18 protein-coding genes are annotated in these 16586 nt (G+C 70.0%); 5 read left to right on the plus strand and 13 right to left on the minus strand.

Features of this window, described 5'->3' with window-relative positions; genetic code table 11:
* Positions 1-117: 117 nt before the first annotated feature.
* Positions 118-960: a DUF1206 domain-containing protein gene (locus Sp245p_RS01185; RefSeq protein WP_014238911.1), complete on the plus strand. Its 843-nt coding sequence runs from the start codon at positions 118-120 to the stop codon at positions 958-960.
* Between the two features lie 126 nt (positions 961-1086).
* Here Sp245p_RS01185 and Sp245p_RS01190 read toward each other — a convergent pair whose 3' ends face one another.
* From Sp245p_RS01190 to hisB, 7 genes are read right to left on the minus strand one after another with little or no spacing between them, the layout of a single operon-like run.
* Positions 1087-1455 carry a histidine triad nucleotide-binding protein gene (locus Sp245p_RS01190; protein WP_014238910.1) on the minus strand — a complete coding sequence of 123 codons (369 nt, stop codon included), beginning with the start codon at positions 1453-1455 and terminating at the stop codon, positions 1087-1089.
* Between the two features lie 30 nt (positions 1456-1485).
* Positions 1486-1827 (minus strand): phosphoribosyl-ATP diphosphatase, encoded by a 342-nt coding sequence (locus tag Sp245p_RS01195; RefSeq protein WP_014238909.1) that lies wholly within the window; start codon positions 1825-1827, stop codon positions 1486-1488.
* The gene (gene hisF, locus Sp245p_RS01200) at positions 1820-2617 is read right to left on the minus strand and encodes an imidazole glycerol phosphate synthase subunit HisF (protein ID WP_014238908.1); all 798 of its coding nucleotides are present in this window, start codon (positions 2615-2617) and stop codon (positions 1820-1822) included. The genes Sp245p_RS01195 and hisF overlap by 8 nt, the downstream gene beginning before the upstream one ends.
* Positions 2617-3366, minus strand: coding sequence for a 1-(5-phosphoribosyl)-5-[(5-phosphoribosylamino)methylideneamino]imidazole-4-carboxamide isomerase (hisA, locus tag Sp245p_RS01205; protein WP_014238907.1), 750 nt, complete (start codon positions 3364-3366; stop codon positions 2617-2619). The genes hisF and hisA overlap by 1 nt, the downstream gene beginning before the upstream one ends.
* Positions 3367-3380: 14 nt before the next feature.
* Positions 3381-3923 carry a GNAT family N-acetyltransferase gene (locus tag Sp245p_RS01210; RefSeq protein WP_014238906.1) on the minus strand — a complete coding sequence of 181 codons (543 nt, stop codon included), beginning with the start codon at positions 3921-3923 and terminating at the stop codon, positions 3381-3383.
* Positions 3924-3925: 2 nt separating this feature from the next.
* Complete coding sequence (gene hisH, locus Sp245p_RS01215; RefSeq protein WP_014238905.1) at positions 3926-4570, minus strand: imidazole glycerol phosphate synthase subunit HisH; 645 nt, start codon at positions 4568-4570, stop codon at positions 3926-3928.
* Between the two features lie 52 nt (positions 4571-4622).
* A complete protein-coding gene (hisB, locus tag Sp245p_RS01220) occupies positions 4623-5246 on the minus strand; it encodes an imidazoleglycerol-phosphate dehydratase HisB (RefSeq protein WP_014238904.1) in 624 nt (207 codons plus the stop codon).
* A 172-nt stretch (positions 5247-5418) separates the two neighbouring features.
* Between hisB and Sp245p_RS01225 the strand changes: the two genes are divergently transcribed.
* From Sp245p_RS01225 to Sp245p_RS01240, 4 genes are all read left to right on the plus strand, one after another.
* On the plus strand, positions 5419-6966 hold the full coding sequence (locus Sp245p_RS01225) for a S1C family serine protease (RefSeq protein ID WP_129557138.1): 1548 nt from the start codon (positions 5419-5421) through the stop codon (positions 6964-6966).
* Positions 6967-7050: 84 nt separating this feature from the next.
* Entirely contained in the window at positions 7051-7599 is a 549-nt protein-coding gene (gene hslV / locus Sp245p_RS01230) for an ATP-dependent protease subunit HslV (protein ID WP_014238902.1), read from the plus strand.
* Positions 7600-7621: 22 nt separating this feature from the next.
* Entirely contained in the window at positions 7622-8959 is a 1338-nt protein-coding gene (gene hslU, locus Sp245p_RS01235) for an ATP-dependent protease ATPase subunit HslU (RefSeq protein ID WP_014238901.1), read from the plus strand.
* Positions 8960-9225: 266 nt separating this feature from the next.
* Complete coding sequence (locus Sp245p_RS01240; protein WP_014238899.1) at positions 9226-10842, plus strand: ABC-F family ATP-binding cassette domain-containing protein; 1617 nt, start codon at positions 9226-9228, stop codon at positions 10840-10842.
* Here Sp245p_RS01240 and Sp245p_RS01245 read toward each other — a convergent pair.
* The 6 genes from Sp245p_RS01245 to Sp245p_RS01270 all read right to left on the minus strand — a co-directional run bounded on the left by Sp245p_RS01245 (position 10814) and on the right by Sp245p_RS01270 (position 16550).
* The gene (locus Sp245p_RS01245) at positions 10814-12355 is read right to left on the minus strand and encodes a PAS domain S-box protein (protein WP_014238898.1); all 1542 of its coding nucleotides are present in this window, start codon (positions 12353-12355) and stop codon (positions 10814-10816) included. The two genes, Sp245p_RS01240 and Sp245p_RS01245, sit on opposite strands and share 29 nt — an antisense overlap.
* Before the next feature lie 166 nt (positions 12356-12521).
* Positions 12522-12926 (minus strand): helix-turn-helix domain-containing protein, encoded by a 405-nt coding sequence (locus Sp245p_RS01250; protein ID WP_014238897.1) that lies wholly within the window; start codon positions 12924-12926, stop codon positions 12522-12524.
* Between the two features lie 12 nt (positions 12927-12938).
* Positions 12939-13511: a Smr/MutS family protein gene (locus tag Sp245p_RS01255; RefSeq protein WP_014238896.1), complete on the minus strand. Its 573-nt coding sequence runs from the start codon at positions 13509-13511 to the stop codon at positions 12939-12941.
* Between the two features lie 122 nt (positions 13512-13633).
* Entirely contained in the window at positions 13634-14320 is a 687-nt protein-coding gene (locus tag Sp245p_RS01260) for a LutC/YkgG family protein (protein ID WP_014238894.1), read from the minus strand.
* Positions 14321-14322: 2 nt separating this feature from the next.
* Positions 14323-15759: a LutB/LldF family L-lactate oxidation iron-sulfur protein gene (locus Sp245p_RS01265; RefSeq protein WP_014238893.1), complete on the minus strand. Its 1437-nt coding sequence runs from the start codon at positions 15757-15759 to the stop codon at positions 14323-14325.
* Positions 15760-15764: 5 nt separating this feature from the next.
* Positions 15765-16550, minus strand: a complete 786-nt coding sequence (locus tag Sp245p_RS01270; protein ID WP_014238892.1) for a (Fe-S)-binding protein — start codon at positions 16548-16550, stop codon at positions 15765-15767.
* Positions 16551-16586: the final 36 nt, after the last annotated feature.

Below are 16586 nucleotides of genomic sequence, written 5' to 3' on the forward strand. Positions count from 1 at the left end.
CCGCCTCTTTCCCCCGCCGAGGAACCGAAGCGCAGCGGCTTCGGTTGTGTCAACCATCGCCGATCCTGGTCGTTCTGGCCAACGGCGGCTCTGGTTGACACACGGGGGGAGGGGGCCATGACCCCGCTGCAACGGCAAATCGACAGGCTCAACGAAATCGAAGGGCTGGCGCGGCTCGGCTACGCCGCGCGCGGCCTCGTTTATCTGATCGTCGGCTGGTTCGCCGTCACGGCGGCCTATGGCAGCAACCGGCCGACCGACACCAAGGGCGCGCTGGTCGAGCTGTTCCAGAACCCCTTTGGTTCGGTCCTGCTCGCGCTGACCGCGCTCGGTCTGGCCGGCTACGCGCTGTGGCGGGTCATGCAGGCGGTGCTGGACGTCGACCATGTCGGGACCTCGCCCAAGGGGCTGGTGGTGCGCGCCGGTTTCGTCGTCGCCGGGGTGATCCACGCGGGTCTGGCGGTCTTCGCCATCAAGCTGCTGGCCGGGCAGGGCGGTGGGCGCGGCGACGGCGAAGCGGCCGCCCATGACTGGACGGCGTGGCTGCTCGCCCAGCCGATGGGGCGCGTCCTGGTCGCCGCGGTCGGGGCCGCCATCATCGGCACGGCCGTCGCCCACGCCATCAAGGCCTACAAGGCCAGCTTCCGCCGTGAGCTGGACGCCGACCCGGACACCATGAAGGTGATCTGCCCGATCGGCCGTTTCGGCTTCGCCGCCAAGGGCTTGGTCTTCGCGGTGGTCGGCAGCTTCTTCCTGGTGGCGGCGTGGCAGTCGGACTCGTCGGAGTCCGGCGGGCTGCTCAAGGCGCTGCAGTTCCTCCAGCAGCAGCCCTACGGCCCCTGGCTGCTCGGGGTGGTGGCCGCCGGGCTGTTCGCCTTCGGCGCCTTCAGCGTCGTCCAGGCCGTCTACTGCCGCATTGACGGCGAAGCGGCGGAGCGGCAGATCCGCGCCATGGTGTGAGCGCGGCACCGGAATCAAAAAAGAACCGGACCGAAAGAAAAGGGCGCCGAGGGTTTCCCCGGCGCCCTTTCCATTCGAGACGATGTTTCACGTGGATCGCCACGCCGAGGCCTTACCCTTTGGTGATCACCCCTTGGTAATCATCGGGCCCAGGCGGCGGCCGGCGAAGACGTGAATGTGCAGGTGCGGAACCTCCTGGTTCGCATCCTCGCCGCAGTTGGACAGGATGCGGTAACCGGGCTCGGCGGCGCCGGCGCCGCGCGCCACCTCGCCGACCGCGCGGAACAGGCCGGCGATCTCCGCCTCCGTCGCGCGGGCGCTGAAATCGTCCATGTCGACGTAGGCGCCCTTCGGGATCACCAGGATGTGCGTCGGGGCCTGCGGGTTGATGTCGTGGAAGGCCAGCGCGTGCTCGGTCTCCAGAACCTTCTTGCACGGGATTTCGCCGCGCAGGATGCGGGCGAAGACGTTGTTCGGATCGTAGGTCTTGGCCATCGCGTCGTTTCCCCTTCCGCCTTTATCGATTCAAGCCTTGCGCGCGTTCTTCTCAGCGATGCCGCTGGTGCCCTCGCGCTGGGCCAGCTTCTCCCACACCGCGGCGGGCTCCAGCCCGGCGTCGGCCCACAGCACCATCAGGTGATAGAGCAGGTCCGCCGATTCCGAGGCCACCGCCGCCTTGTCGCCACGCACCGCCTCGATGACCGTCTCCACCGCCTCCTCGCCGACCTTCTGGGCGATCTTGGCGGTGCCGCGGTGGAACAGCTTGGCGGTATAGGAGGTCTCCGGATCGGCGCCCTTGCGCGCCTGGACGGTGGCGTAGAGCCGGTCCAGTACCTCGGCGGTGGCGGCTGCCTTATCGTCAGACATGAGCGGCCTCCGCCGTGGAAGACACTGGCCGCGCCGGGCGCACCGGGATGCCGGCGTCGGCGAGCGCCGCCTTGGCCTGCCCGATGGTGTAGGTGCCGAAATGGAAGATGGAGGCCGCCAGCACCGCCGTGGCGTGGCCCTCGCGGATGCCCTCCACCAGATGGTCCAGCGTGCCGACGCCGCCCGACGCGATCACCGGAATGCGCAGCCCGTCGGCGACCTTGCGGGTCAGGGCGAGGTCAAAGCCGCTCTTGGTGCCGTCGCGGTCCATCGAGGTCAGCAGGATCTCGCCGGCCCCGTAGGACTCCATGCGCTTAGCCCACTCGATGGCGTCGATGCCCGTCGCCTTGCGCCCGCCATGGGTGAAGATCTCCCAGCGGCCCGGCTCGACCTGCTTGGCGTCGATGGCGACGACGATGCACTGGGCGCCGAACTTTTCCGCCGCCTCTTGCACGAACTCCGGACGGTGGATGGCCGCGGTGTTGATCGACACCTTGTCGGCGCCGGCCAGCAGCAGCTTGCGGATGTCCTCGACCGTGCGCACGCCGCCGCCGACGGTCAGCGGCATGAACACCTGCTCGGCGGTGCGGCGCACCACGTCGTAGATGGTGTCGCGGTTCTCGTGGCTGGCCGTGATGTCGAGGAAGGTCAGCTCGTCCGCCCCTTCCCGGTCATAGACGCGGGCCTGCTCCACGGGGTCGCCGGCGTCGATCAGATCGACGAAGTTGACCCCCTTGACGACCCGCCCGTCCTTGACGTCCAGGCAGGGGATGACGCGCATCTTGAGCATCAGCCGGCCTTTCCGGTGACGGGAGCGGGGGAGAGCAGGTCGAGCGCCGTCTTCGGATCGATGCGCCCGTCGTAGAGCGCGCGGCCGCAGATGACGCCCTCGATGCCGGTATCCTCCTCTTTCTTCAGCGCGATCAGATCGTCGATGGAGGAGACGCCGCCCGACGCGATCACCGGCGTGGTCAGGTGGAAGGCGAGGTCGGAGGTCGCCTCGACGTTCACGCCGCCCATGGCGCCGTCGCGGTTGATGTCGGTGTAGATGATTGCGGCCACACCGCTGTCCTCGAACTTCAGCGCCAGATCCAGCGCCTTGATGGTCGAGGTCTCGGCCCAGCCGGCGACGGCCACGTAACCCTCGCGCGCGTCGATGCCGACGGCGACCTTGCCGGGGAACTCGCGGCAGGCCTCGCGGACCAGCTCCGGCTCGCGCAGGGCGACGGTGCCGAGGATGACGCGGCTGACGCCCTTCTCAAGCCAGTGGGCGATGGTCTTCAAGTCGCGGATGCCGCCGCCCAGCTGCACCGGAATGGCCACGGCGCCCAGGATGCTCTCGACCGCCTTGCCGTTGACCGGCTTGCCCTCGAAGGCGCCGTTCAGATCGACCAGATGCAGCCATTCGAAGCCCTGGCTTTCAAACAGGCGGGCCTGGTCGGCGGGTTCGGTGTTGAAGACGGTCGCCTGGCTCATCTCGCCGCGCAGCAGCCGAACGCAGGCACCGTCTTTGAGGTCGATGGCGGGATAGATGATCATCGCGGTGTCTCGTCCTATGGCGTGTCGTTGAGCGTGTCGGGGGTGAGGTCTTTCACATAGAAATGTCCGGCCAGCCTTTTGCCGTCCACCAGCGCATAGAAGGGATGCGTGCCCCAGCGGCGGAAGCCCAGATCCTCGTACAGCGCGATGGCCGCGGTCTGGGTCTCGCGCACGTCGAGGTTCAGCACGCGGAAGCCGGACGCCCGCGCCTCCTCCTCGACCGCCACGGTCAGGCGGCGGGCGAGGCCATGGCCGCGCGCCCAGGGGGCGACGAAGCTGGTGGTCAGGGTGGCGGCGTGGGCCTGCGCCTCGTTGTTGCGGGCGGGCTTCACCAACTGGGCGGAGCCGGCGATGACGCCGTCCAGCCGGCCGACGAACAGGATGCGCTCCGGAACCACCAGAACGCCCTTCCAGTAGCGTTCCATGATCTCGCGGGCGGGCGGGGCGACCCAGCCGAAGCCGCCCCCGGCCTTGACGGCGTCGTCGGCGGCGTCGCACAGGTCGTGCAGGTCGCCCGTCTTCAGCGTGTCGATGCGTTCGACCGTGACGTCGGTCATGCTCAGACCCGCCAGGTCAGGAAGTTGGCGACCAGGGCGAGCCCGGTCTCCTGGCTCTTTTCCGGGTGGAACTGGGTGCCGACCAGATTGTCGCGCCCGACCACCGCGGCGAAGGGCCCGCCGTAATCGGCGCTGGCGATCACGTCCTCCGGCCGCTCCACGGCGAAGCGGTAGGAGTGGACGAAGTAGGCGTGCGCCCGCTCCGGCAGGCCGGCCAGCAGCGGGTGCTCCCGGCGGATGTCCAGCTCGTTCCAGCCCATGTGCGGGATCTTCAGCGTCGGGTCGGCCGGCTCCAGCTTCACCACCTCGCCCTTGATCCAGCCCAGCCCCTCGGTCACGCCGTATTCGCGCCCGCGCTCCGCCATCAGCTGCATGCCGACGCAAATGCCCAGGAAGGGGCGGCCCTTGCCGTGCACCACCTCGTCCAGCGCGTCGAGCATGCCGGGAACCTCCGACAGGCCGCGCTTGCAGTCGGCGAAGGCACCGACGCCCGGCAGGACGACGCGGTCGGCCTTGCGCACGGCGTCGGCGTCGGAGGTCACCAGGACCTGGAAGGAGGCGTGGCACCCCGCCGCCGCGCGCTCCAGTGCCTTGGCGGCGGAACGCAGGTTGCCGGAGCCGTAATCGATCAGCGCAACGGTTTCCATGAAACGAGGACCTTGTGACAGAGCGCCGGCCTTGTCGAAGCCGCCGGTTTTTTTAGAGGGAGCCGCCCAGCGTCCCCTTGGTGGAGGGCACGGCGTCGCGCTTGCGCGGGTCGATTTCGATCCCGGCCCGCAGCGCGCGGGCAAGCGCCTTGTAGCAGCTTTCCACGATGTGGTGGTTGTTCTCGCCATAGAGGCATTCGACGTGCAGCGTCACGCCCGCGGCCATGGCGAAGGCCTGGAACCACTCGCGGAACAGCTCGGTGTCCATGTCGCCGATCTTGTCGCGGCTGAAGGACACCTTCCAGATCAGGTAGGGCCGGTTGGAGAAGTCCAGCGCGACGCGGGTCAGCGTCTCGTCCATCGGGATGTAGGCGTGGCCGTAGCGCTGGATGCCCTTGCGGTCGCCCAGCGCCTTCGCCACGGCCTGACCGATGGCGATGCCGCTGTCCTCGGTCGTGTGGTGGGCGTCGATGTGCAGATCGCCCTCCGCCGCCACCGTCAGGTCCATCAGGCTGTGGCGCGACAGCTGCTCCAGCATGTGGTCGAGGAAACCGACGCCGGTCTTCACGTCATAGACGCCGGTGCCGTCCAGATTCACGGCGACCCGGATCCGGGTTTCGGTGGTGTTCCGCTCGATCGAGGCGCGGCGGACGCCATTGGCAAGGCTCTGGTCCATGAGTCCGGGTTTTATCAGGAAGCGCGCGGGCGCGCCAGAGGCGCAGCCTCCGAAAACGCCTATGACCGTCGGTCGGGATGCCGCATAATGCGTGTGTGTTCATGGCCGTGTACACGCCCAACGCGCATAATGGGATATGCCACCGGACATGCCGAAGCCCGGACGCCTCTTCTTGCCCCTCGCGGCCCTGCTGGCGCTGGCCGCCTGCATGGGCGGGGACCTGCCGCAGACCCGCAAATCCCCGCCTGTCGCCCGCGGTTCGACGGAGCCGATCCGCTTCGACGGCCTGTCACTCGGCTCGATGCGGCGGGGCATGGTGACGGGACGCTATGTCTGGGCGCTGGAGTGCTGGCCGCCCTACGAGGATGTCTATTGGACCAGCGGGCGCAGCCTGCACGAGAACTCCACCTTCCAGGAACGCTTCGCCGAGGTTCTGGCCGACGCCGGCTACGACGTGGCGGGTGTCCAGGGCAGCGACTACGAGGCGGAGTTCGACCGCAAGCGCGCCCGCTACATCCTGCGCGGCGACCTGCGCGCGGTGAACAGCGACCTGTGCCGACGCCGAAGCTGGCTGACCGGCCGCAGCGAGGGGGTGTCCGGCATCGGCAGCCTGCGGGTCGACTGGGCGGTCTACGACGCCGTGACGGGGCGGCTCGTCCACCGCGTCACCACCACGGGGGTGGCCCGCAAGGACAGCGGCGTGCCGCAGGGCGACGTTCTGCTGATCGAGGAGGCCTTCGCCACGGCGGTGGAGGCGCTGGGCGCCGACCCCGGCTTCCGCGCCGCGGTGTCGCGGGGCGGGGCGATAGCGTCAAGTGGTCCCGCCATAGTGTCAAGTGGCCGGGGAGGAGTGTCAACCGCTCCGCTGGGAGCGTCAAGTGCGTCCCCGGTAGTGTCAAGTGGGGTGGCAGGAGTGTCAAGTGTGCCCCCGGGTGCCTCAAGCGGCCCGGCCGGGGTGTCAACCGCGGCAGTCGAAACGGTGGTGGTCGATCCCGGCGGTGCCTCCGCCGGACCGGCTCCCTTCCTGGAGGAGGCCCGCTCCCCGACCCTGATTCTGCGCATCACCGACCCGCTCCAGGGCTACGCCGACGATCCCACCGCCCGCGTGTCCGCCGCGACCGTTCACGTCGGGCCGGCGGAGCGCAAGGGCCGAGGGATCGTGCTGGGAGAACTGGATGGCCAGTCGCTTCTGCTGACGCTCGACGCCGGGCTGGACGCGACCGTCACCGTCGCGCCGTCCCGTGGGGTGTCGCTGGACGGAACGGTGATGGCGCGCGACATTCCGGGCGGCATCGCCCTGGTCCGCGTGCCGGCCCGGCTGCGCGCGGCGCCGCTGCGTCTGGACGTTCCGGCGGTCAGCGAGCCGGTGATGGCGGTTCTGGAGCGGGGCGACGACACGGCGCCGGGAATCCTGGCGGCCCGGCGCGCCGATCCGCAAGCCGCGCCGGAGGTGGAGGCAACGCTGCTTCAGGCCGATTTGGCCGGGCCGGACCCGGCGCCGGGCGACCCGCTGGTGGACGAGGCGGGCAACCTGCTGGGCATCGCCCGTTCCGGTCCGCTGCCGGGTGGCGCGCATGGCCTGTCCGCTTTCGTCCCGGTGATGGAGGCGCTGGCCCGCCTGGGGGTGGAGGTGACGCAGCTCTCTCCCCGGTCAAATCCGTTCCGTGGGATACCGGCCCGTGACGGCAGACTTGACGGGACCCGCCGTCCCCCCACATAGACCCGTGTTCCGATGTGCCTATGTCGGCCGGCGTCGCGCCGGGCCGTTCGGGCACGGGCGCCTCTTCCTTAGACCACGGTCCCGATGACTTCCCACGATCCCATCCAGTGGCACGGCACCACCATCCTCTCGGTCCGCAAGAACGGGCAGGTGGTCATTGCCGGCGACGGCCAGGTGTCCGTCGGCCAGACGGTCATGAAATCGAACGCCCGCAAGGTGCGCTGGCTCGCCGGCGGCACGGTGATGGGCGGCTTCGCCGGCGCCACCGCCGACGCGCTGACCCTGTTCGAGCGGCTGGAGACCAAGCTGGAGAAGCACCCCGGCCAGCTGCTGCGCGCCTGCGTGGAGATGGCCAAGGACTGGCGCACCGACCGCTACCTGCGCCGGCTGGAGGCCATGATGGCCGTGGCCGACCGCAACGTCAGCCTGATCCTGACCGGCAACGGCGACGTGCTGGAGCCGGAGGACGGCCTCATCGGCATCGGCTCCGGCGGCGCCTACGCCCTGTCGGCGGCGCGCGCGCTGGTCGACGTCGATGGTCTGGACGCGGAGGCCGTGGCCCGCAAGGCGATGAAGATCGCCGCCGGCATCTGCGTCTACACCAACGAGAACGTCACGCTCGAAAAGCTCTAACCCTCAGACCGGGTCCGCCACCATGACTGCCCCCAGCATCGCCGCCGCCACCGCCGCCTTCAGTCCGCGCGAGATCGTCTCGGAACTCGACCGCTACATCGTCGGCCAGCACGAGGCCAAGCGCGCGGTCGCCATCGCGCTGCGCAACCGCTGGCGCCGCCAGCAGCTCCCCGAGGGGCTGCGCGAGGAGGTTCTGCCCAAGAACATCCTGATGATCGGCCCGACCGGTGTCGGCAAGACGGAGATCGCCCGCCGTCTGGCGAAGCTGGCCCAGGCGCCCTTCCTGAAGGTCGAGGCGACCAAGTTCACCGAGGTCGGCTATGTCGGCCGCGACGTCGAGCAGATCGTCCGCGATCTGGTGGAGGCCGCCATCGGCCTGACCAAGGAGCGGCTGCGCAAGGAGGTCGCCGCCAAGGCCGAGCTGCGCGCCGAGGAGCGCGTGGTCGACGCGCTGTGCGGCGAGAACGCCAGCCCGGAGACGCGGCAGAAGTTCCGCAAGATGCTGCGCGAGGGCACGCTGAACGACCGCGAGATCGAGATCCAGGTGGCCGACACCGCCGGCGGCCTGCCGACCTTCGACATTCCCGGCATGCCGGGCGCCCAGATGGGCATGCTCAACCTGAACGACATCTTCGGCAAGGCGATGGGCGGGCGCACCAAGTCCCGGCGCATGTCCGTCGCCGAGAGCTACACCGTTCTGATGGCGGAAGAGTCGGACAAGCTGCTCGACCAGGAAAAGGTCGTTTCGGAAGCGATCCAGGCGGTCGAGCAGAACGGCATCGTCTTCCTCGACGAGATCGACAAGATCTCCGCCCGTTCCGACTACAAGGGCGGCGCCGACGTCAGCCGCGAGGGCGTGCAGCGCGACCTGCTGCCGCTGATCGAGGGCACGACGGTCAGCACCAAGCATGGTGCTGTGAAGACCGACCACATCCTGTTCATCGCGTCGGGCGCCTTCCACCTGTCCAAGCCGTCGGACCTGCTGCCGGAGCTGCAGGGCCGCCTGCCGATCCGCGTCGAGCTGAAGGCGCTGGAGCAGGAGGATTTCCGCCGCATCCTGACCGAGCCGGAAGCCAGCCTGATCAAGCAGTACAAGGCGCTGCTGAAGACCGAGGAGGTCGATCTCGTCTTCACCGACGACGCCATCGACGAGCTGGCCCGCCTCGCCACCGAGATCAACGCCACGGTGGAGAACATCGGGGCACGGCGCCTGCACACCGTGCTGGAGCGGCTGCTGGAGGACATCAGCTTCACCGCCAGCGACAAGGCCGGCCAGACCGTCACCATCGACGCGGAGACCGTCCGCGCCCAGGTCGGCGGCCTCGCCAAGAACGCCGACCTGTCGAAGTTCATTCTGTAAGGCAACGCGCGGCTATTTCATCTGTGATTCCCTCTCCCTTCCGCTCACGCGCAAACGAAGTTTGCGCTGACGCGGCAGGCGGACCATTGGTCCGCCGAAAGCGGGGAGAGGGTTATGGGAGTCCACCCGCCTTGATCGGCTTTCTTGATCGGCGGCCCGGCTGGCCTTAGGATGGCCGGCGTCTCACCACGGCAGGATGCGCAGAACGATGGATTTCAACCCGACCGCAACGTCCGTTCGTTTCGTCTTCGGGGAAATCCGCGTCCATGCCTGCTTCCATCACACCGCCCGCCATCACCCTGGCGAACCTGTCCTGGTCCACGCCTGACGGGCGTTCCGTCCTTTCCGACATCAGCCTCGGGTTCGGCCTTGAACGGACCGGGCTCGTCGGACGCAACGGCACCGGGAAATCGACCCTTCTCAAGCTGATGACGGGCGCGCTGCGCCCGCAATCCGGGACGGTGTCCGTCCGCGGCAGCCTGGGAATCCTGAATCAGAACCTGTCGGTGAGACCGGACGACACGGTCGCCGGCCTGTTCGGCGCGACCGCCATGCTGGACCTGCTGCGCCGCGCCGAACAGGGCGACGCGGACGCCGACGCGCTGGCCGAGGTGGATTGGACGCTGGAAGGCCGCATCCGGTCGGCGCTCGGCCGGGTGGGTCTGGAGGCGGAGCCGGAGACGCCGCTGACATGCCTGTCGGGCGGGCAGCGCACGCGCGCCGCCCTGGCCGCGGCGATCTTTCCGGAGCCCGATGTCCTGCTGCTGGACGAGCCGACCAACGATCTCGACCGCGAGGGGCGGGAGGCGGTCGTCGGGTTGCTGGCCTCCTGGCGGGCCGGGGCGGTGGTGGTCAGCCACGACCGCGACCTGCTCGACCGCATGGACGCCATCGTCGAGCTGACCACCCTCGGCGCCACCCGCTACGGCGGAAACTGGAGCCATTACCGCGCCGCCCGGGCGCTGGCCCTCGACGCCGCCCGCCACGATCTGGCGGATGCCGAGAAACGCGTGGCGGAGGCGGCCCGGACGGCGCAGGCCACCGCCGAACGGAAGGCGCGCAAGGACCGGGCGGGGCAGCGGAAGGCGGCGAAAGGCGATCTGCCGCGCATCCTCCTCGGCGGACGGAAGGAGCGCAGCGAGGCCACCGGCGGCGACAACGCCCGCCGCGCCGCCCAGCAGAAGGCCGACGCGCTCGACGCCGTGGCCGGCGCCCGCGCGCGCATCGAAGTCCTTCAGCCGCTGTCGGTCGTGCTGCCGCCCACCGGTCTTCCGCCCGGCCGGACCGTGCTGACGCTCGACACCGTCACCGCTGGCTACGAAGCGGGAAGCCCGGTCGTCCACGACCTGTCCTTCACCATCACCGGGCCGGAGCGCGTCGCCGTCACCGGACCCAACGGGTCGGGCAAGACGACCCTGCTGGCGCTCGTCGCCGGCCATCGCGCCCCCTGGTCCGGAACGGTCCGCGTCGTTGCCGGCGCCGTCATGCTCGACCAGCGGGTGAGCCTGCTCGATCCGTCGGCAACGATCCTGGACAATTTCCGGCGCCTCAACCCGCGGGAAGGGGAGAACGCCTGCCGGGCGTCGCTGGCCCGCTTCATGTTCCGCGCCGACGCCGCGTTGCAGCGCGTGTCGAGCCTCAGCGGTGGGCAGACGCTGCGCGCCGGCCTCGCCTGCGTCCTCGGCGGCGCCGTCCCTCCGCCCCTGCTGATCCTGGACGAGCCGACCAACCACCTGGACATCGAGTCCATCGAAGCGGTGGAAGCCGGGCTGCGCGCCTATGACGGGGCGCTGCTGGTGGTCAGCCACGACGAGGCCTTCCTCGACGCCATCGGGATCACGCGCCGGCTGGACCTCACCAGTCCGTCAGGAAGCGCTCCTTAGGCAGGTGGATGACCACCGACGTGCCGGTCCCCTCCAGCGAGCGGATCTCCAGCCGGCCGCCGTGCCGTTCCACCAGGGACTTGGCGATGGACAGGCCGAGCCCGATCCCCTCGAACCGGCGAGCCAGCGAGGAATCGCCCTGGAAGAAGGGTTGGAAAACGGTTTCCAAGCGGTCCTCCGGGATGCCGACGCCGCTGTCGAACACCTCGGCCACCAGGGCGCCCGCGGAATCGACGCGGGCCGACACGCCGATGCGCCCGCCTTCCGGCGTGAACTTGATGGCGTTGGACAGGAGGTGCAGCAACACCTGCTTCAGCGCCCGCGGGTCGGCCAGCAGGGGCGGCAGCTCGCTGGCGATGTCGGCTTCGACGTGCAGCTTGCCGCGCTCCGCCCGCTTGGCGACCAGACGGACGCAGGACACCACCACGTCGCGGAAGTCGCAGAGCGCCTCCTCCAGGCCGACCTGACCGGCCTCGATGGTGGCCATCTCCAGCAGGTCGTTGATGTTGGCGAGCAGCAGCTCGCCCGACCGTTTGATCTCCGCCGCGAAGTTGACGTACATGGGGTTTTCCAGCGACCCCAGCATCTGCTGGTGGATCACGTCGGCGAAGCCCAGGATGCCGTTCAGCGGCGTGCGCAGCTCGTGGCTCATGTTGGCGAGGAAGGCGGTCTTGGCGCGGTTGGCCAGCTCCGCCGCCTCCTTGGCCTCGATCAGCGCCTGCTCGGCGGCCTTGAAGGCGCTGAGGTCGCGCAGCATCGCGACGAAGACGTGGAATCCCGGAAGATCGATCTCCGACAGGGACAGCCAGACGACCATGGCGGTGCCGTCGCGCCTGAGGGCGGTCACTTCCCGCCCGACGCCGATGACCTGCCGCACCCCCGTCTCGTTGTAACGGCGCATGTAGGCGCCGTGCTTCGCGGCTTCCTCCGGCGGCATCAGGATGGTGATGTGCCGGCCGGCCAGCTCATCCGGATCGTAGCCGAGAAGCTGTTCCGCCGCTTGGTTGGCGGCCAGGATGACGCCGCGGGCGTCCACGGTCAGGATGGTTTCGACCGCCTGTTCCACGATGGCGCGGTTGCGCGCCTCGCTGCGCTGAAGCTCCTCGTCGGCGGCGCGGACGGTCGTCACGTCCTCGATCACCATGGCCAGCGCCTGCGGCCGGCCGTCGGGGCCGTGCAGGCAGGACGGGCGCATGGCGGCGCGCATCACCCCGCCGTCGGCGCGCAGGAACCGCTTCTCGAAGGGGTCCGGCGCCGCTTCGCCCCCCATCACCCGGCCGAAGCGCAGGCTTTCCCAGGCCCAGTCCTCCGGGTGGGTGACGTCGGCCAGATGCCGGCCGGTCATGTCCTGCGGGCTGTATCCCAGGCTGTGGGCGAAGGCGGGGTTGGCGGCCAGAATGCGTCCGTCCGGCGCGGCCACGACCATGCCGACCGACGCGCTGTCGAAGATGGTGCGGAACAGGGCGTCCGTCACGCCATGCTGGGGCATCACGGACCCGACCTCGGCGGTCATACGATAATCCCGTCTGGTCAAGCCTGGCTTCGGGGCAACCCGGACGGGATGGTAAGGGATTCAGCGCGGCGAAAGCGAACGCGAAACGTCCGGTTGCCGACGCCGAAGGTGCGACCGATTAACCCACAAGGCAAATCAGGACGTTGCGACGCTTCCACCGACCATTCTACCGCCGCCGTGGAACCGCCCGCCGCCGCACCGCCGCACCGCCGCGGGCCGGCGCCTCGTCCAGCAGAAGGAGCAGCCGGTCCAGCGTTCCATCGTCCAGATCGTGGATGCGTTCGGCCAGCCGGTTCGCCAGTTTGGTCGCCTTCGGGTTGAGCCCGGCGGTGTCCACCGTCACCCGCGGGTGCGACAGGTCGGCCAGCCGCTCCAGCTCCTCCGCCTCGTCCCAGATGATGCCGAAATAGGCGCAGATCTGCCGGACGAGCTGGGCGGAGGGCTGGCCGCGCTTGCCATGCTCCAGCGCCGACAGATAGGCCGAGGAGATGTGCAGGTCGGCCGCCATCTGCTTGAGCGTCACGCTCTTGCCCTCGCGCAAGGCGCGGACCCGTTCGCCGAAGGGTGTCATGGCGGCCCCGTCCTACCGATGATGGTCGCGCCGCCGCTTGACGAGGACGTACAGCGCCCCGTCGCCGCCGTGCCGGGGCTGCGCTGGGCGCACCGCCAGCACCATCGGGCGCAGGGAGGTGTCGGCCAGCCAGCGCGGCACCGACTGGCGCAGCACGCCGACCCCGCCGGTGTAGGTCCCCTTGCCGGTGATGACCAGCACGCAGCGCCGCCCCTCGTGCCAGGCGCGGCGGACGAAGCCGGACAGCGCGCCGTGGGCCTGGTCCTGGCTCATCCCGTGCAGGTCGATCCGCCCGTCGATCTCCATCTCGCCGCGCGCGAAGCGGTCGGCGGTGCGGCGGTCGATGTTGTCGAAATTGCCGACCTTCAGCGGCGGCTGCGACGGGCGCCCGCCCTTCGGCACACCGCCGCGTGGCGGCAGGGTGGGGGGTGGGGAGGCGGTGGTGGCGACCGGTTCCGGCTCGCCCGCGGGGGCGGCGGGAGGATCGGGGTCCTCGACGGTCCGGCCCGGCATCGGCTCCGCGTCGCGCATGGCGATCCGCCACAACCGCCGTTCCTCGGTGGAGACCGAGCGGCGGCGGCTCATGACGGGGACCTCGGCGCGGCCCGTCCGGGCGCGCGGGTCGAAGGGCGAGGCAGATCAAACACGGTGAAACACGGGTTCCGGCGCGGACAACGCTCCGATAAACCCTTGAACGCTCAGCCGTGTCAATCCTCCACCAGCAGAATGTGAAGACGCCGCGGCCCGTGGGCGCCCAGCTCGATCCGCATCTCGATGTCGCCGGTCCGCGACGGCCCGGTGATGAAGTTGACGGTGCGGGGCAGGGCGCCCTTTCCGCCATCCGTCGCCCCGGCGGCGCGCAGCCGGTCCCAGGCGTCCTCCATGGTGCCGACGATCTGGCCGCGCCGCAGCACGACGATGTGGGTGTCGGGCAGGAAGTTCAGCGTGGTCGGCCGCTCGGCCCCGGACAGCAGCATCAGCGTGCCGGTTTCCGCCACCCCGGCGAAGGCGCCGGTCAGCGACGCGCCGTCGCTGTCGCGGGCGCGACCCTTGGTCACCGTCAGGGTCGCGCGCTGGTCCCAGGGGATGGGGTCCAGGGCGGCGTCCGGGGCGACGCGGACCTCGGCGGGCAGGTTCAGCCCGGCCAGATAGTCGGCCACCGCCCCCGGCACCTCGGCCATCCCGCCCAGAAGTTCGACGGTGGCGGACACCTCCGTCGCCATGGCGGCGAACAGCTCGACCTGCTCGTCGTGGGGACGCTGGGCGCGGGCCGGGATCAGGTTGCGCGGGTGGGTGGCGAGACGGCGGCGGGCCTCCTCCGACCCCTCGGCGGAGTTCAGCGCCTTGCGGATGCCGCCCAGGATCTGGGCGCGGGCGGAGCTGGTGTCGGCCATGGTCAGCGCGTCCCCTTCTTTTCGGCCGCTTTCCGTTCGGCCCACATCTGCTGGAAGGTCTTGCCCTCCGGCGCCGGCATGTCGCGGTGCCGGGTCCAGCCCTGGGCCAGCGGCAGGCTGGCGAAGCGTCCCTTGCCGCGGCCCAGCGCCCCCAGCGCCCGCACCGCCATGCGGGTGGCGGCGTGGTACAGCGCCGGGCGCCGGGCGAACCAGCCCCACAGGGCCAGCCCCCGGCGCATCGCGGCGGGCTGGAGATTCTGCTCGAACTCCTTCTCCCGCCAGTGGCGCATCATCTTGGGCAGGGGGATGCGCATCGGACAGACCGCCTCGCACCGCCCGCAGAAGGTCGAGGCGTTGGGCAGGTGCCCGGCCTCCTTCACCCCCAGCAGGGCGGGCTGCATCACCGACCCGATCGGCCCTGGATAGACCCAGCCGTAGGCGTGGCCGCCGACCGATCCGTAGACCGGGCAGTGGTTCATGCAGGCGCCGCAGCGGATGCAGCGCAGCACGTCCTGGAACTCGGTGCCCAGAAGCGCCGACCGCCCGTTGTCGAGCAGCACGACGTGGAACTCCTCCGGCCCGTCGAGGTCGCCGGGGCGGCGCGGCCCGGTGGAGAAGGTGGTGTAGGCCGACGCCTCTTGGCCCGTCGCGGAGCGCGCCAGCAGGCGCAGCACCAGCGCCGCGTCCTCCAGCGTCGGCACCACCTTGTCGATGGTGGCGATCACCACATGGACGCGCGGCAGGATCTGGGTCAGGTCGCCGTTGCCCTCGTTGGTGACGATGACGGTGGAGCCGGTCTCCGCCACCATGATGTTGGCGCCGGTGATGCCGACGTCGGCCTGCTGGAACTTGCGGCGCAGCACCTGCCGGGCCTCGGCGATCAGCACCTTGGGCTCGTCCAGAACGCGGTCCGCCGGCAGGTCGGTGTGGGCCTGGCGGAAGGTGCCCTCCACGTCCGCCTTGGACAGGTGGAAGGCCGGGGCGATGATGTGGCTGGGCGGCTCGCGGCGGAGCTGGATGATGTATTCGCCGAGATCCGTCTCGATGGGGGTCAGGCCGTTTGCCTCAAGGTAGTCGTTGATCCCGATCTCCTCGGAGATCATCGACTTGCCCTTGGTGACGGTCTTCGCCCCGACCTTGCGGCAGATGCCCAGGATGGCGTCGCGCGCCTCCTGGTCGGTGCGACACCAGTGCACATGGCCGCCCTGCTCGATGACCTTGCCCTCGAAGGCCTCCAGATAGGTGTCGAGGTTGGCCAGGACGTGGTTCTTCAGGTCGCGGCCCTGGTCGCGGAGATCCTCGAACTCCGGCAGCCGGTCGGCGGCCTGTTTGCGGCGGTTGACGAAACCGGCCGGCGCGATGGCCAGGACCTTCTGAAGCCGCTCGTCGCTCAGCGCCTTGCGGGCGTTCTCGGGGAAGGCGTGGGTGGTCGGTTGCATCCTCTTCACGCCCTCCCACTTTTTATGGGCTCGCCGATGGGAGGGGTGTCGGTGACGCCGGCCAGCACCTCCGCGACGTGGCGGACGCGGACGGCGGAGCCCTCGCGCTTCAGCTTGCCGGCCATGTTCAGCAGGCAGCCCATGTCGCCGGCCAGCAGCGTGTCGGCCTTGGTGCCCGCGATGTCGGCGGTCTTGGCCTCGACCATGCGGTTGGAGATGTCGGGGTACTTGACGCAGAAGGTGCCGCCGAAGCCGCAGCAGACCTCCGCCCCCGGAAGCTCGTTCAGCGTCAGCCCCTCGACCTTGGCCAGCAGGCGGCGCGGCTGCTCCTTGACGCCCAGCTCGCGCAGGCCGGAGCAGCTGTCGTGGTAGGTGATCGTACCGTCGTAGCGCGCGCCGGTGTCCGTCACCCCCAGCACGTCGGTCAGGAAGGACACCAGCTCGTGCGTGCGCGCCGACAGGTGCCGGGCGCGCGCCGCCCAGGCCGGATCGTCGGCCAGAAGCTCCGGGTAATGCTTGCGGATCTGCCCGGCGCAGGAGCCGGAGGGGACGACCACATGGTCGAACCCCTCGAAGGCGGCGATGGTGCTGCGGGCGAGATCGCGGGCGGTGGCGCGGTCGCCGGCGTTGAAGGCGGGCTGGCCGCAGCAGGTCTGGGAGGCCGGCACCTCGACCGTGCAGCCGGCGTCCTCCAGCAGCTTCACCGCGGCGAAGCCGACCGTCGGGCGGTAGACATCGACGAGGCAGGTGACGAACAGCCCCACTCGGGGGGCGGGGCGGGTGTCGGCCATGGTGTCCTGTTCTTCTTGTGTGCTTATCCCCTCACG

The sequence above is a fragment of the Azospirillum baldaniorum genome (assembly GCF_003119195.2).
In the GTDB taxonomy this organism is placed as follows: domain Bacteria; phylum Pseudomonadota; class Alphaproteobacteria; order Azospirillales; family Azospirillaceae; genus Azospirillum; species Azospirillum baldaniorum.

What these genes read in the sequence shown, in the direction of transcription:
- Sp245p_RS01185 (WP_014238911.1), top strand. Translation starts at nt 118, where the DNA reads ATGACCCCGCTGCAACGGCAAATCGACAGGCTCAACGAAATCGAAGGG.
- Sp245p_RS01190 (WP_014238910.1), bottom strand. Translation starts at nt 1,455, where the DNA reads ATGGCCAAGACCTACGATCCGAACAACGTCTTCGCCCGCATCCTGCGC.
- Sp245p_RS01195 (WP_014238909.1), bottom strand. Translation starts at nt 1,827, where the DNA reads ATGTCTGACGATAAGGCAGCCGCCACCGCCGAGGTACTGGACCGGCTC.
- hisF (WP_014238908.1), bottom strand. Translation starts at nt 2,617, where the DNA reads ATGCTCAAGATGCGCGTCATCCCCTGCCTGGACGTCAAGGACGGGCGG.
- hisA (WP_014238907.1), bottom strand. Translation starts at nt 3,366, where the DNA reads ATGATCATCTATCCCGCCATCGACCTCAAAGACGGTGCCTGCGTTCGG.
- Sp245p_RS01210 (WP_014238906.1), bottom strand. Translation starts at nt 3,923, where the DNA reads ATGACCGACGTCACGGTCGAACGCATCGACACGCTGAAGACGGGCGAC.
- hisH (WP_014238905.1), bottom strand. Translation starts at nt 4,570, where the DNA reads ATGGAAACCGTTGCGCTGATCGATTACGGCTCCGGCAACCTGCGTTCC.
- hisB (WP_014238904.1), bottom strand. Translation starts at nt 5,246, where the DNA reads ATGGACCAGAGCCTTGCCAATGGCGTCCGCCGCGCCTCGATCGAGCGG.
- hslV (WP_014238902.1), top strand. Translation starts at nt 7,051, where the DNA reads ATGACTTCCCACGATCCCATCCAGTGGCACGGCACCACCATCCTCTCG.
- hslU (WP_014238901.1), top strand. Translation starts at nt 7,622, where the DNA reads ATGACTGCCCCCAGCATCGCCGCCGCCACCGCCGCCTTCAGTCCGCGC.
- Sp245p_RS01240 (WP_014238899.1), top strand. Translation starts at nt 9,226, where the DNA reads ATGCCTGCTTCCATCACACCGCCCGCCATCACCCTGGCGAACCTGTCC.
- Sp245p_RS01245 (WP_014238898.1), bottom strand. Translation starts at nt 12,355, where the DNA reads ATGACCGCCGAGGTCGGGTCCGTGATGCCCCAGCATGGCGTGACGGAC.
- Sp245p_RS01250 (WP_014238897.1), bottom strand. Translation starts at nt 12,926, where the DNA reads ATGACACCCTTCGGCGAACGGGTCCGCGCCTTGCGCGAGGGCAAGAGC.
- Sp245p_RS01255 (WP_014238896.1), bottom strand. Translation starts at nt 13,511, where the DNA reads ATGAGCCGCCGCCGCTCGGTCTCCACCGAGGAACGGCGGTTGTGGCGG.
- Sp245p_RS01260 (WP_014238894.1), bottom strand. Translation starts at nt 14,320, where the DNA reads ATGGCCGACACCAGCTCCGCCCGCGCCCAGATCCTGGGCGGCATCCGC.
- Sp245p_RS01265 (WP_014238893.1), bottom strand. Translation starts at nt 15,759, where the DNA reads ATGCAACCGACCACCCACGCCTTCCCCGAGAACGCCCGCAAGGCGCTG.
- Sp245p_RS01270 (WP_014238892.1), bottom strand. Translation starts at nt 16,550, where the DNA reads ATGGCCGACACCCGCCCCGCCCCCCGAGTGGGGCTGTTCGTCACCTGC.